At 43.6% G+C, this 14949-nt stretch carries 14 protein-coding genes; 10 read left to right on the top strand and 4 right to left on the bottom strand.

All coding sequences use genetic code 11. From position 1 onward, the window contains the following. Nucleotides 1–36: 36 nt before the first annotated feature. Nucleotides 37–501: a nuclear transport factor 2 family protein gene (locus tag H8B19_RS04710; RefSeq protein WP_186505642.1), complete on the top strand. Its 465-nt coding sequence runs from the start codon at nucleotides 37–39 to the stop codon at nucleotides 499–501. A gap of 294 nt (nucleotides 502–795) precedes the next feature. Further along, nucleotides 796–1563, top strand: a complete 768-nt coding sequence (locus H8B19_RS04705) for a PEP-CTERM sorting domain-containing protein (RefSeq protein WP_186505641.1) — start codon at nucleotides 796–798, stop codon at nucleotides 1561–1563. A 144-nt stretch (nucleotides 1564–1707) separates the two neighbouring features. Here the strand turns inward: H8B19_RS04705 and H8B19_RS04700 are convergent, their stop codons facing one another. Then, nucleotides 1708–2700: a GGDEF domain-containing protein gene (locus H8B19_RS04700; protein WP_186505640.1), complete on the bottom strand. Its 993-nt coding sequence runs from the start codon at nucleotides 2698–2700 to the stop codon at nucleotides 1708–1710. A 65-nt stretch (nucleotides 2701–2765) separates the two neighbouring features. Then, nucleotides 2766–3482 (bottom strand): DUF6776 family protein, encoded by a 717-nt coding sequence (locus tag H8B19_RS04695; protein WP_186505639.1) that lies wholly within the window; start codon nucleotides 3480–3482, stop codon nucleotides 2766–2768. A gap of 107 nt (nucleotides 3483–3589) precedes the next feature. Here H8B19_RS04695 and H8B19_RS04690 point away from each other — a divergent pair, with 107 nt between their 5' ends. The 7 genes from H8B19_RS04690 to H8B19_RS04660 all read left to right on the top strand — a co-directional run bounded on the left by H8B19_RS04690 (nucleotide 3590) and on the right by H8B19_RS04660 (nucleotide 11606). Next, the gene (locus H8B19_RS04690) at nucleotides 3590–5272 is read left to right on the top strand and encodes a chloride channel protein (protein WP_186505638.1); all 1683 of its coding nucleotides are present in this window, start codon (nucleotides 3590–3592) and stop codon (nucleotides 5270–5272) included. Next, nucleotides 5272–5694 carry a CopD family protein gene (locus H8B19_RS04685; protein WP_186505637.1) on the top strand — a complete coding sequence of 141 codons (423 nt, stop codon included), beginning with the start codon at nucleotides 5272–5274 and terminating at the stop codon, nucleotides 5692–5694. The genes H8B19_RS04690 and H8B19_RS04685 overlap by 1 nt, the downstream gene beginning before the upstream one ends. A gap of 28 nt (nucleotides 5695–5722) precedes the next feature. Further along, entirely contained in the window at nucleotides 5723–7093 is a 1371-nt protein-coding gene (locus H8B19_RS04680; RefSeq protein ID WP_186505636.1) for an MATE family efflux transporter, read from the top strand. Between the two features lie 57 nt (nucleotides 7094–7150). Then, nucleotides 7151–8170: an aspartate carbamoyltransferase gene (locus H8B19_RS04675; protein WP_186505635.1), complete on the top strand. Its 1020-nt coding sequence runs from the start codon at nucleotides 7151–7153 to the stop codon at nucleotides 8168–8170. Between the two features lie 7 nt (nucleotides 8171–8177). Continuing rightward, nucleotides 8178–9458: a glutamate-1-semialdehyde 2,1-aminomutase gene (gene hemL / locus H8B19_RS04670; RefSeq protein WP_186505634.1), complete on the top strand. Its 1281-nt coding sequence runs from the start codon at nucleotides 8178–8180 to the stop codon at nucleotides 9456–9458. A gap of 88 nt (nucleotides 9459–9546) precedes the next feature. After that, nucleotides 9547–10656 carry an adenylate/guanylate cyclase domain-containing protein gene (locus tag H8B19_RS04665; RefSeq protein WP_338401493.1) on the top strand — a complete coding sequence of 370 codons (1110 nt, stop codon included), beginning with the start codon at nucleotides 9547–9549 and terminating at the stop codon, nucleotides 10654–10656. A 170-nt stretch (nucleotides 10657–10826) separates the two neighbouring features. Further along, on the top strand, nucleotides 10827–11606 hold the full coding sequence (locus tag H8B19_RS04660) for a S1/P1 nuclease (protein ID WP_186505633.1): 780 nt from the start codon (nucleotides 10827–10829) through the stop codon (nucleotides 11604–11606). 44 nt (nucleotides 11607–11650) lie between these two features. On the opposite strand, the gene H8B19_RS04655 is transcribed toward H8B19_RS04660, so the two are convergent. Beyond that, entirely contained in the window at nucleotides 11651–11938 is a 288-nt protein-coding gene (locus H8B19_RS04655) for a DUF1244 domain-containing protein (protein WP_186505632.1), read from the bottom strand. A gap of 14 nt (nucleotides 11939–11952) precedes the next feature. Then, nucleotides 11953–14325: a penicillin-binding protein 1B gene (mrcB, locus tag H8B19_RS04650; protein WP_186505631.1), complete on the bottom strand. Its 2373-nt coding sequence runs from the start codon at nucleotides 14323–14325 to the stop codon at nucleotides 11953–11955. A 330-nt stretch (nucleotides 14326–14655) separates the two neighbouring features. Between mrcB and H8B19_RS04645 the strand changes: the two genes are divergently transcribed. Further along, entirely contained in the window at nucleotides 14656–14946 is a 291-nt protein-coding gene (locus tag H8B19_RS04645; protein WP_186505630.1) for a winged helix-turn-helix transcriptional regulator, read from the top strand. Nucleotides 14947–14949: the final 3 nt, after the last annotated feature.

The raw sequence follows: 14949 nt of genomic DNA, 5'->3' as shown, positions 1-14949 counted from the left end.
GGAAGATAAAACAAATAATTACAAGGAATAAACCCTATGAAATTCTGTCGCTCAATCACATTTGTTTCTGCACTTTTCGTTGCACCAGCTCTGCTAGCCGCTACACCACAAGATCCGATTAATAATTTGTTTGATGCTATGCGTGAACATGACGGAACTAAGCTACAAGCGCAGTTTATGCCGGATGCGTTATTGCAACGGGTTAATAAAACCGGTGAGATGCAAAATAACGATATCAGCAAGTTTGCCAACATCATTAGTGAATCCAAAAACCATCTGGATGAACATTTACTCGGCGTAACAGTTCAACAAAGTGATAATCTGGCATCAGTCTGGACACCCTATGCCTTTTATCTGGATGGCAAGTTACGCCATTGTGGGGTTAATAGCTTTCAGCTGGTGTTAGTGGAAGATAAATGGAAAATTCAGTATTTAATCGATAATGTGCATCAGGGGGATTGCGAAGCATTTATTCAGCAACATAGCCAATCACAACACTAAATATTTTCTACTTTTCGTATCATGATTCAGGCGAATTACCAGCCTGAATCAGTTAATAACGCATTAAAATAATTGACTAAAAAAATAAAGCTATATCAATTAGTTAATCAATATTTTCTGTCAGAAAAATTTACAACAACATCGCCGATTTATGAATATATACTTTATATCTTACTGTAAATATTAGATTTTTTATTATAGGCATAGTGCTTGCTTTACCTGTTTGTTCCACTTCACACACCATGCAACTTGCCGTATGCAACGGGACCATCAACACAACAAGGATAAAGAACTATGAATATAAAAAATATCGCCACTCTTATCTTTTGTGGCCTGGCGTTTAGCAACATAGCTAACGCCGACCTGATTACCCTAACCGATCCCGAAACAGGGCAAGGTCTGGAAGCCGGGCAAACCACACCGGCAGCTCCGCTTGGCAACAGTGCCTGGTCTGCAACCACCTTTGGTAATGCGGGTGCTTACTCGGAGTATTATTTATACTGGGATACCGATCCTTCAACCACCGAATACTATTTGGGCGACCTGATTAGCCTGAGTTTTGATACGCTGAAAAACAGCGGAGTGAATGATTTTTTTATACAGATTTACACTACAGTGGACGGTAACCATGATGGAAGTGGTTGGTATGGACAGCGTTTAACATTTGATCCTTTGTATGCTAACAACATCAATGCGCCTGCAAACAACTGGAATACCTGGTCTACTTTAGCTGGCACAAATCAGCTCAATGTATATGATCATCAAAACTACGGCGGTTATGCAGCTCCTACTCTAGCTCAGTTGCTTGATGGAAGTTACGTTGATGATCCGTTTTATACTTTTGACGATATTGATTATTCCCGTGAAGCTATCCGCGGCATTACGATCAAGACTGGTAGCGCCTGGGGCACTACTTTTAGCGGCTCAATTGATAACGTCAACTTCGATTTTGGTAACAAAGGTCAACTACAATTTGACTTAGAAGCAAACTCAGTTCCAGAGCCAGCCATGCTGGTATTGTTTTCGTTAGGTTTAATCGGATTACGGCGCAAGTTACGTTAATAACGCCCGGCTTATACACATTGAAAAGTCAGTCTGTTTAAACTTTAAAATGGGCACCCTTTGTGGGTGCCTTGTTATTCTGAGTTATCAGGTAATAGTTACCTTTCCTCGTTGTATGCAAACGCCTTAATAATTACACAACCCTCAATCAATAACCTGATTACGCCCATCACGCTTGGCCCGATATAATTTCTTATCTGCGTCAGCCAATAAATCTGACAAATTACGATTATCTTTATAAGCAGCAATGCCTGCACTAAAGGTAAAGTGGAAGCTGTCTTTTTTGTATAAAAACTCAGCTTGTAACATATGTTGGCGAACATCATTTGTCAGCGTCACGGCTTGCTCTGCGTTTAACGGCAATAACAAGCAGAATTCTTCACCTCCCAGACGAAAAACCTGAGACTCCCCGGCCTTTTTCTGCAGCAAATGGGTAAATTCAGTTAATAAATGGTCACCGGCTTCATGACCGTAGTCGTCGTTGATTGCTTTAAAATAATCGATATCAATCAACACCAAAGTGAGCTCTTTACTTTGAACAGACTGTTCTTCAAAAAACTTTTTCAGAGCCAGACGATTATACGCGCCGGTCAATGAATCTTTCATTGCCAGTTGCTGCAATGCCTGTTGCGATTTACTGCGATTTATTTCATATGTTCTGGACACCAGCCAGATGGCAAAGTAGGCACAGGCAAAGTTAATCGCAACAATATCGGAATTATATAAAGCAACATTCTCTTTATTGAGAATATTAATGACCTGAATGACTCCAATCACCAATGTGGCCCAAAAACCATGTCGCTGGCCAAACAGTAAATAAAAAATAGTGGGAACAATAAAGGTCCAGATAAACAGACCATTTACCAGCTTGGATACCAAAGTGCCAAAGATGATCGCCACTACGGTGAGATAAGGCACCAGAAGAGACTGTATATAGGTAAACTTGTTTATTTTTATTTGGCGATATACAAAAAAGCAACAAGCGGCCAGCATCCATTCCAACACCATAAGTGGGTACTGGCCAAGAGTCAGGTTGGCCAGTGAGAGCAAAATGGCCAGAATACCTATGGTAATAGCAAGACCCTGTTGAATACTGTTTTGAAACTGGTTATTGCTTTTAATTAAATGTACAGGCATTTGAATAGACTACCGCTAGTAACAAACAACTTAATTAACAAGCGCCATGTCAGCTTAACTGCTAACTATTCCTCACTGGCCTGATCAAGCATTTCAGACCAGTCAAAGGTGCGCTCAAAGGTTGCATTTTTACTTCCTTGATGGGTCATGCGAGCCTTAATCATAATTTTTTCCGGGATAAAGTTATCCGGCAAATCCACTTCTCCGTTTAATGTTTCAAAATAGCGGAAATGAAAACCTAAACTTGTTTTTTGCGGGTCCTGCAACGACAGTAAATCCAGTTCCTGCATTTGTCCTTTCAGACTGCCCTGAAGTTTGATGGTTACTGTGCCTTTAACAAAATTCTTGCGACGTTCCTGTTGCATCAAAATAAGTGAATAACGGAAATGACGTTCAACACTGGTCGACTGAAAATTCATGCTATCAATCACAAAACCTTCATTACCCAGCTCTGGTGCCATGACTTTCTGATAAAATGACAGTTCATTACGCACTTGCTGATTTTCACTAAAAGCATGTTCCAGATCTTGTTGCGCCTGCTGATTAGCACGCTTTTCAATTTCCAGTTCAACGCCCAGTATATTTACTTTACGAGTTAAGCGATTATTTTCTTTATTAAATTCATCAATGGTATTTTGCAATCCAGATATTTGCTGTTGTTGATTTTCGGATTGCCAGTTGCCAACACTATAGCCGCCGTAACCTGCGGCAAGCAATATCAGAATTGCGATGCAATAAAACTTAAATGCACCCCAGCGTTGTTTTAGTTCAAGATCACCCACTATGATTGGTCCTACTACTTAACCTGAGTGTTTTATTCAAATTGAATAAAACTTAAAATACAGTAACTTGTGTTAAACTGCGCACTAAAATAATAACGCTGAATACCATGTCACTTAAACCATACCACTACGAACTATCACATCCCAGAACATCGATACAACGTTGTGTACTGGGTGTTGTTGGTGGCGTGTGTGCCGCGTTGCTGATTATTTTATTTCGCCTGGCCATCGAAGGCCTGCAAAGCTTTTATTTAGAGCGAGCTGACGATTTTACCACGCTTGATCCGACTTTCCGGTTTATTCTGCCGATTGGAGGGGTAATTTGCATCATATTATTTGCCTACCTCACCAAATTTCGCCATAACCGCACCGGTATTCCCTATGTGATTCATCGCCTTAAAACACGTTATGGTCATATGCCGCTGCGCCCGACCCTCAACCAGTTTTTCGGTGGTGCAGTGTCACTGGCAACCGGATTTTCGGTAGGACGTGAAGGCCCTTCAGTACATTTGGGGGCGGCAGGAAGTAGTTTCTTTGGTGAATGGTTTAGGTTACCGCACAACAGTATTCGTTTACTGGCTGGATGTGGTGTTGCAGCAGGTATTTCCGCGTCCTTTAACACCCCGTTTGCTGCCGTGATTTTTGTGATGGAAGTCGTGCTGCGTGAATACAAAGTGCATATGTTTATCCCGATTATGCTGGCGGCAGCTTGTGGCTCAATTCTCACTCGATTGGTGTTTGGTGAAGACCATGAAATGGCTTATCTCCAATTTATATCTCTCGACTACTGGATGTATTTATATCTGATACTACTGGGGTTTATTTTAGGTGCTGCAGGAAGCTTATTTAATTTTCAGTTAATGCGAATGATCCGCTCATTTAGCCATTACAAAATGCTTACTCGATTACTGATTGCTGGGTTAGCAACGGGTATCGTAGGTATTTTGATCCCTCAGGCGATGGGATCAGGACTAAGCGCCATTGAAATGGTTAATCATGCCCCTGATGGCGTGCACATTCTGGTGGCAATCCTGGCGGGTAAGTTTGTACTAACTATTGTAGCTCTGGGTTTAGGAGTGCCCGGTGGTATTGTTGGCCCCACCTTTGGTATTGGCGTATTGATTGGAGCAATTGTATTACTGCCTCTGAGCATCGTGGTTAATGACGTTACCGTATTTACCAGCAGCTTTGCCTTACTGGGTATGGCTGGCATGATGACATCGGTATTGCATGCACCACTGGCCGCACTGGCTGCAGTGATGGAATTATCCTATAACCCGGAAGTAATATTACCTGCCATGTTGGTAATTGTGGCTTCGTATGTGACCTCTGCGCAGCTTTTTAAAAACCGTTCAATTTTCACCCAGCAATTACAGTTCCAAAAATTACCTTACCAATCCACTTCTGTGCAATTTACCTTGCAAAACACCGGCGTACTGGCAGTTGTAGATAAAGATTTTAAACTGGTGAATGAAAGTGAACAGGAGCCGTTACAGGCCCATCTGGAAAAACTACAGGACACCTTGTTAGTTAACACACTGGAACTGGATAGCGAACACGAATATGCCCTGATCGAATGGGACACCAGCCTAAGTCGTCATGAAAACGAACCTTTAAAATCAGTGAAGATGCAGGGTATTAGTGCACTATGTACTCTGGCTGAAGTATATGTCATGTTGCAAGCCGAAAGGCGCGGTGCTGTTTATGTTTATGACCGTTCACCGCACAATATTGTCGGCATAATCACCTGGAATAATTTACGAAACTACCTGCATAAGGAAGACTTTTAGTGTTATGGCTTAAAGCATTACATGTGTTTTTTGTTATTTGCTGGTTTGCTGGCATTTTTTATTTGCCCCGGCTGTTTGTTTATCATGCGCAAAGTGACAATCTGGCGGTCAAAAAGCAATTAAGTATTATGGAACGCCGCTTGTTTTGGTTTGTTACCCCCTTTGCAGTGTTAACCGCAGTTTTCGGTATCGCATTAATAGTCAATTACGGCGCAGCATGGTTTGCAGTCAGTGGTTGGTTGCATGTAAAACTGGTGTTAGTTGTGGGTTTGTATGCCTACCACATTTATTTATACAAACTAATGAAAGACTTGCACCACAATACCAGCAAACATTCAGCCAAATTTTTTAGAATTATCAACGAATTACCCGTACTGGCTTTACTAGCGATTGTCGCTTTAGCCGTGGTGAAGTTTATTTAATCCTTAATATCGGAATATCTGCACTTTTATGAGCACAGCTGCACAACAAAAAGGTTTATGGGGCATGAGTCGCCCTTTGCTAATAGAACAATGTTTACAGTTCAGCGTGCCGTTACTGGATACTTTCTTTTTAAGCCGGGTTAGCGATTCATCAGCCGCAGCTGCAGGTGCCATCACTCCCATTTTGTTCTTCTGTTCCAATATTTTATGGGTGGCGGTTTTTTCTGGTGCCAGCGTTGCTTCACAGCGCTTGGGCGCGGGTAATACTAAACGCGCCAACGCCACTATCGCAACCTATGCCATATGGGTAATGGTTCTGGGTGCAATACTCACTGCAGCACTCAGTGCAATAGCCCCCTATATCACCGAATGGATGGGTTTACCCGGTCAGGTAAGAGTCGATGCCAATACCTATCTCAGTATTGTTTGCTGGTTGATGATGGTACTGGCGTTAAAAGGCTTGTTCCAATCGATATTGAATATTTACGGTAAGCCGCAATGGAATATGTATGCCAATACCGTGTATTTCATCGCCAATGTGTTAGGCAATGCGATTGTCGTATTCGGTTTATTCGGCGTACCTAAGTTAGGGTTAGTTGGCGTAGCCTGGGCCAGTGTTTTTGGCTCACTTATGGGCGTTATTGTTAGTGGCGCAGCGGTGTATTTGCGCCTAAAACTGCCTTTCAGTTGGCAACATATGCGTGAAGAATTTTCATCTGCTACCAAAAACATTCTGCGCCTTGGCATTCCCAGTATGATTGAACCCCTGTCATTTGATATCAACATGATAGTGCTGAACAGCATGGCAGCCAGCTTAGGTGCGGTGGCATTAGCAGCAAAAATTTATACCTTTAATACCTTTATGCTGGGGTTAATTATCAGTGTCGCACTGGCAACCGCTACCGATGTTTTACTCACACAAAAAGTCGGGGCTGGTCGTTACGATGAAGCCAAAGCCCAGGTGAAACAAGGTTTAAAAGCTGCGCTTTGGGGCACTGGGATCGTGGCATTTATTTTATTTGCGCTACATCACCCGATAATGGACATTTTCACCGACAATGAAGCTTTAATTGGCAGTTCAATGTGGTTGTTTTTACTCGCAGCGCTTTCTGAACCGCCTCGCACCGCCAATATAATGTTAGGTCGCGCGCTGCGCACTACCGGCGATGGTATGTTCATTTCCATCATTGGTCCCTTGTTTACATGGCTAGTGGCATTACCTTGCGCTTACGTGATGGCATTCATATTTAATTGGGGGATTTATGGCATTTTGGCATCCGCGGTAATGGATGAAGGATGCCGTGCGGTATTTTACTGGTTTCGCTGGAATAAAGACCGCTGGCACCATACCCATGTACATGCCAGAGAACAGCGAAAATCAGCTAAAGCCGTTTCCTAGTTACAAGCTGAACGTGATAAACTTTGCGCATCTTTTGTAACCTAATGCGTTGAATCCATGAGTCAATTTCGCGGCAATCATATTCTTTCAGTAAAGCAGTTTGATCAAGACAGTATTCGTCAGGTTTTCCGGGTGGCAGATCAAATGGCACCTTATGCTCATCGCCAGAAACGCACCAAAGTATTGGACGGCGCGATATTAGGAAATTTATTTTTTGAAGCCAGTACCCGTACCCGTGTGAGTTTTGGCACCGCCTTCAATTTATTAGGTGGCGAAGTACGTGAAACCGCAGGCATGGCCTCTTCTGCGTTATCTAAAGGTGAATCACTTTACGATACCGCCCGGGTACTGAGCAGCTATTCCGACGTGGTGGCAATGCGTCACCCGGACAGTGGTTCAGTGGCCGAATTTGCGCAGGGTAGCCGGGTGCCCGTAATAAATGGTGGTGATGGCGCCAACGAGCACCCAACTCAGGCCTTACTGGATTTATATACCATCGAAAAAGAACTGGCGTTCCACGGCCAGAAAATTGATGGTATGCATATCGCCATGATAGGTGATTTAAAATACGGCCGCACAGTTCACTCTCTTTCCAAATTACTCAGCCTGTATAAAAACATTCGTTTTACCCTGATTTCACCTGACGCATTGGCCATGCCAGATTCTGTACTATCAGTCATTGAGAATGCCGGTCATCGCTTTACCGTGACCGATCAGTTAGAAGGGCATCTGGATGCAGATATTTGTTATCAAACCCGCATTCAGGAAGAACGTTTTGCCACACAGGAAGAGGCTAACCAATTCCGCGGCAAGTTCCGCTTAAATCAGGCGATTTACACTAAACACTTTCAGTCAAAAACCGTGATTATGCATCCACTGCCACGCGACTCGCGTGCCGATGCCAACGAACTGGATAATGACTTGGATCTTAATCCTAATCTGGCGATTTTCCGTCAGGCAGATAATGGTGTACTGGTGCGCATGGCACTCTTCGCCCTGACCTTGGGTGTAGAAAATATCATTAGTAATTACGATTGCGACGTACAGTGGTACAGCAATAAAGCCGAACAATTATGAGAAACCAATGAATAAATCACAGCAGCTTTTTGAATTAGCTAAAAAACGCATTCCTGGTGGCGTTAACTCACCCGTTCGCGCGTTTAAAGCGGTAGGCGGCACACCTCCTTTTATGAGTAAAGCCGACGGCGCTTATATTTATGATAGCGACGATAAACAATATATCGATTATGTGCAGTCCTGGGGCCCTATGGTATTGGGTCACAATAACAATGCCATCCGCCAGGCGGTAATCGATGCCGCACAAAACGGTTTAAGTTTTGGTGCCCCAACCGAAGCCGAAATTACCATGGCAGAAACCGTATGTACGCTTGTTCCATCAATGGACATGGTACGTATGGTAAATTCAGGTACTGAGGCTACCATGAGCGCCATTCGTCTGGCACGCGGTTACACCCAACGCGACAAAATCGTTAAATTCGAAGGTTGTTACCATGGGCATGCCGATGCGTTATTAGTTAAAGCCGGTTCCGGCGCCCTGACACTTGGCGTTCCCAGCTCCCCCGGTATTCCAGCAGACTTTGCCCAACACACCATCACCCTTGAATACAATAATATTGAACAAGTTCGCCAGACGTTTGCTGAATTAGGTGAGCAAATCGCCTGTATTATTGTTGAGCCTGTCGCGGGCAACATGAACTGCATTCCTCCGGTAGAAGGATTTTTACAGGGGTTACGTGAAGTGTGCGATCAATACGGCACCGTATTGATTTTTGATGAGGTTATGACCGGATTTCGTGTTGCACTGGGTGGTGCACAAGGGTTTTACAATATTACGCCTGATTTAACCTGCCTGGGTAAAGTGATTGGCGGTGGTATGCCGGTTGGTGCCTTTGGCGGCAAAAATGACATTATGCAACAACTGGCCCCATTAGGACCGGTTTATCAGGCAGGTACACTCTCGGGCAACCCGATTGCCATGGCCGCGGGTTTAGCTGCAATGCAACAAATTCAGGCCGCCGGTTTATATGATGAATTAAGCAAACGTGCACAGCAGCTAACCGATGGCATGCAGCAAATTGCAGATAAACATGGTATTGATTTTACTACCAACCGTGCCGGTAGCATGTTTGGATTCTTTTTCACCGATGTGAAAAAAGTGGTTAACTACCAGCAAGCTATAAATTGCAATACCGACCTGTTTAACCGTTTCTATCACGGCATGTTAGACAATGGTGTATATCTGGCGCCGGCGTCTTACGAAGCCGGATTTATCTCTGCCAGTCACAATAGCAGCGTAATAGAAAAAACGCTGGAGATTGCCGATAAGGTCATGGCTGACCTTTAACAGACAAACGCCGGTGCGGATTTACTTGGCACCGGCCGTTGATTCTGACATCTTATAGGCACTTGCAGTGAAATAAGTAGAACTGGTTGTGGCAGCATTTCTGACTTCCTCTACCCTGACAGCAATATTGTTGTTTGTGGTAATCGTATTTGGCGTAATCCTGATTGGATTGATGCGTCGATTGCGTAGTATCCACCAGTTGTATAACAGCCTGCGCAAACAAACGTCTCTGAGTGTGACTGAGGATGACAGTTCCCCCGAAGCACAACAGCAATTGGTTGCCGAACTACATAACCAGTTACAGGAAGCCAAACGCGTCAGCCAGACATTTCGTAAGTTTGTTCCTACCCAGTTTTTTGATCACTTCGCGAAAGATGGCATCGAATCAGTTGAATTAGGCAAAGCCGATGAAGTAGACGTGGCTATTTTGTTTTGTGATATCCGTGGATTTACCGGACTCTCTGAACGTATGTCACCGCAGGAGTTGATGAATTTTCTTAACTCTTACTTCCTGCGCATGAATCAGCCTATCCACCAAAATGGTGGCTTTATTGATAAATTTATCGGTGATGCCATTATGGCAATATTTGATCATCCCGATGGCAGTAAAGCCGACATTGCACGAGATGCCTTAAAGGCTGCGTCAGATATGCGCAAGGCATTAAATTTGTACAATCAACATCGTTCAAATTGTGATTATCCGCCTGTAAATAGCGGTATAGGTATCCATTTTGGCCCGGTAATTATGGGAACAGTAGGCTCAGATGATCGCATGGACAGTACCGTCATAGGTGATAGTGTGAACACCGCCTACCGCCTTGAATCCCTCGCGCCCAAGTTCAACGCTGACATCATTTGTTCTGCTCAAACTCTGGATATCTCGGGGCTGCGTGATAGTTATCCCCACCGCCTGCTCGACTGGGTAAGAGTAAAAGGTAAACAACAACCTATTGAGGTGTATGAAATCCTCGAACATCTGTCCGAAGATGAACAGCAGCGCAAACTAGCAACCGCTCCCTATATTAAACAAGGGATCAAACTGCGTATTGATAAAAACTGGGATGACGCAATCAACTGCTTCCAGCAGGCTTTAACACTGGCGCCAGAAGACAAGCTGGTACATCATCATCTGGAACAATGTTTTCAAATGCGCAGTAACCGTTTACCAGGAGACTGGGATGGTGCATTGGATATTTAAACTCGATAAATAGCAGATTTTCAGGCTGACAGGATTGGGTTTAGGCTGCCACTGCTGTTAGGATTCATTCCAAGCGTTATTATTAAAATAAAAACTGGCTGACCTTCATCACAACATAATGAACAAGCCATTACACTTAACCAAGATCTCAACATCACCAGTAATTCACTATGAAATTAAAAAAACTCGCATTATGTTTAACCACCCTGGTAATAAGCCAACAAGCTTTCGCCTGGGGACAAACCGGTCACCGTGTTGTAGGTGAAATTGCACAGCGTCATTTATCAGCAGATACAAAAACAGCAATCGCCAAAATTTTACCCCATGAAAGTCTGGCTGAAGCTTCTACTTATGCTGATGAAATGCGTTCAGACCCGGCTGTGTTCTGGAAGAAAACCTCTCCTCCCTGGCACTATGTAACTGTGCCACAAGATAAAACTTACGCGGAAGTGGGTGCACCGGAACAAGGTGACGCTTATTATGCTCTGCAAAAATTCACTAAGGTTTTAAAAGACAATAATGCGTCGCTGGAAGATAAAAAACTGGCACTGCGCTTTGTTATACATTTGGTGGGAGACTTACATCAACCTCTGCATGCAGGTAACGGCACCGATAAAGGTGGTAATGACGTTAAACTGAAATTTTTCTGGGAAGATACTAACCTGCATAGTGTGTGGGATACCAAAATGATTGAGAAACTCAATCTGTCATACTCAGAATTAACCCAGTGGTTAGATGAAAAAATCACACCTGAGCAACTAAAGGCCTGGGACAACACTGATCCTTTGGTGTGGATCGCTGAAAGCACCAAAATCCGCGATGACATTTACCCGGATTCTGACAACATCAATTACAGCTATTTATATAACAACATCAACACTGTAAAGCAGCGTTTAAAACAAGGTGGTGTTCGCTTAGCTGATTATCTGAATATGATTTTTGATAAATAAGCCGCTACATTTTCAGCTAAAAAAGCCCGCTATCGCGGGCTTTTTTATTTCTGACTCAGCGCATTAAATTGCTGCATTTGCTCTTCTGTAGCCGGTAACTGGTGTTTTTCTTTCCACTCAGAATATGGCATACCATAAATATGTTTACGGGCGGTATCCATATCCACTTCAACACCTAATTTCTCGGCTTCAGCCACCGTCCACTTCGACAGGCAGTTACGACAAAACCCAGCCAGAATCATTAACTCAATATTTTGCACATCTTTACGTTTATCCAGATGTGCCAATAAGCGTCGCAAAACGGCCGCCTCAATTTCTGTTTGTTTTTCCATGATGTTCCTCTATGTTAATCGTCGCCAAACAGGCGTTGCCACCAGCTCTTATTCTGTGGTGCTTGTTTTGTTTCCTGCGGTTTATTAACCGCTGCTTTACAGCTTTGCGCCGCTGGCAGTAAATCGATAATCGCCGGTAAACTAATAGAATCAGGACATCCCGGATTTACCACAGCACCGGTTGCTGCATCAAAATGCGCAATATTAATACCATTGGGCATGCCTCTCACCAGTGATTTAGGATGCTGACGTTGTAAATAGTCCTTAAAAACCTGTAGCGCACCACTTGCCCCAGTTAGACCGGTAGATTGATTATCATCTTTCCCTAACCACACTGTAGTCACCGTATTGCGATCGAAACCACTAAACCAGCTATCACGATAATCATCTGTGGTCCCAGTTTTACCCGCCAGATTTATCCGCGGGAACAGTTTTTTAAGGGTTTTAGCGGTTCCCTCGGTTGTCACTTTGTGCAGTGCATAATTCACCAGATAACTGGCACCGGCATCAATCCTCTGTTGCGCCTGATAATTAGCCCGCCAAACCAGTCTATTATCGTTGGACGTCACTGCCAGCAAGCTGTGAAGAGGAATAAGCTGGCCCTGATTACCAATCACCTGATACATCTGATTAACCTGAATCGGACTAAAATTAACCGCGCCCAATAACATGGCCGGATATTGTGGCACCGATTGTTCAATTCCAAGTTGATGTAAGGTTTGTGTGACCTGATCCAGGCCAACCTGCATGCCCAGATTAACCGTTGGCACATTTAACGAATGTGATAAAGCAGTAATCAAATTAACCTGTCCACGGAATTTTTTGTCTGCATTAAGAGGGCGCCAGATTTGACCACCACTGCTTTGCATCGCAATCGGCTCATCTTCAATCAAGCTGGCTAAATTAAATTGTTGCGGGTTAGACAATGCCGTTAAATAAATCGCAGGTTTGATGATAGAACCAACCGAACGACTGGCATCCAGTGCTCGGTTAAACCCCTGAAAATCGGTTTGCCTGCCTCCGACAATCGCACGTATCTCACCACTATGAATATCACTGACCATAACCGCGCCTTGCAACTGCTGGATTTTTTTACGTTGTTCCAGAATGGGAATTTGATGGCGAACACTTAATTCGGCGCGTTTCTGCGCGATAGGATCCATGGCCGTAAACACTTTAATGCCCGCCGAAAATAACTCAGGTGTTTGCAGGGCTTGTTTTAATTCGCGTTTAACCTGATCCATGTAGGCAGGATGTTTGCCCTGGGCAAGACGATTCTCACTTGCCAGTTGCAGTTTAGCTTTAACCTGATGTTGGTACTCACTTTTAGTGATGTAGCCGGCATCCATCATCATACGTAAAATAAGATCACGTCTTTGCATTACGCGCTGAGGGTGACGACGTGGATTGTAATAGGAAGGACCTTTGACCATACCCACTAACGTGGCGATTTCACCTACATTTAATTCATTTAATGGCCGGTCAAAATAAAAATGGCTGGCCAGACCAAAACCATGCACACCAGTGGCACCGTTTTGCCCTAAAAACACTTCATTCAGGTAAGCCTGTAAAATCACCTGTTTGCTGTAACGGGCTTCGATAATTAATGACATCCAGGCTTCGTTAATTTTACGTAAGATGGATTTTTCACGGCTTAAGAAAAAGTTTTTAACTAACTGCTGCGTTAAGGTACTGCCGCCCTGTACATTGCGACCAGCCCTGATATTAGTAATCAGTGCTCTGATAATTGCCAGCGGTTTCACCCCATAGTGCTGATAAAAATCGCGATCTTCCACTAGCAGTAAAGCATCAATCAATGCACTGGGTACATTGTCCAGTTGCACTAACATGCGGTCTTCCTGCGAAGAAGTGGTTAAGCGGCTAATCAGCCAGGGTTCTAGTTGTACATAAGGCAGTGATTGCCCGGATTTAAGATCGTTAATACGTTGCACTTTGCCATCGGCCAGTACGACGGCCACATATTGCTCGTCCTGAAAGCCATCAGCAAACTCAAACGCACGACGCACAAAATGGACTTGTGTGGTACTGGCTGCATATTCACCACTTTGATGTAGTCGCTCGACTCGCCGGTACGATAGCAGCTCTAACTCATCAATCAGTTCCTGCCGGTCAATTTCCAGTCCGGGATACAAACTCAATGGTCTGGCATAAATTTGCGCAGGCACTTCCCATTTATTGCCATTAAAACGCGACTGGATTATTGCATCCAGATAAACACTATAAGCTACAACTAACGCCGTTATCACCAGCAATAATTGCCATTTATGCCGGAACACCCACCTCACGGGGTGAAAACGTTTTTTTGTTGTCGCCCTTGTTGTTTTTTTGGTTTTAACTGTTTGAGATGAGGAATGCTTTTTGCTCACTAACTACCACTTAGGCTGGCTGCCGTTCAAAGTCTGTCTGCGGAAAATACTGGCGTCGATTGTATCAGCCTCGTTGCAAGAAATGCAGGTCTGAATAAAAGCTAAATTCTTCCTCAAATTAAAAACTCAATGAGTTCGCAGTAACTTATTAAGTAAACCACGCACTAAATAGATCATTATCTGATCAATTCAGACACTCTGCCGCTTCTCTTAGATAACTGAGCGTGTTTAAGCTGTTAGCAAAAATGTAATTCAACTACACTGACTTGAGGGCTAAGACCCTCCGAGAATTGCTAATATAGATAACTCATGGATTAATAAGGAACTATTTTGCAGCAAAGACCCATCATGCAAATTTTGGAGCTATTCAGCAAAAAATGGATTTTACGGCTGTTGTGGGAGCTTCAAGACGACATGCGTGGTTTTCGAGAGATGCGACGCATATGTGATGATATTCCCCCCACAACCTTATCAAAAAGGTTAAAAGAGTTGGAGCAAGCCGGGCTCATTTTCAAAAATGAACAGGATAAGTGGCAGATATCAGAACTCGGTAAATCTTTAGAACCAACGTTAATGAAATTAAATCAATGGGCCAATGATTGGGCCAGCGATAGAAAATAACAA

It is taken from the genome of Neptunicella marina (assembly GCF_014270035.1).
Taxonomy (GTDB): domain Bacteria; phylum Pseudomonadota; class Gammaproteobacteria; order Enterobacterales; family Alteromonadaceae; genus Neptunicella; species Neptunicella marina.
This window is presented reverse-complemented; position numbering and strand designations above follow the sequence as displayed.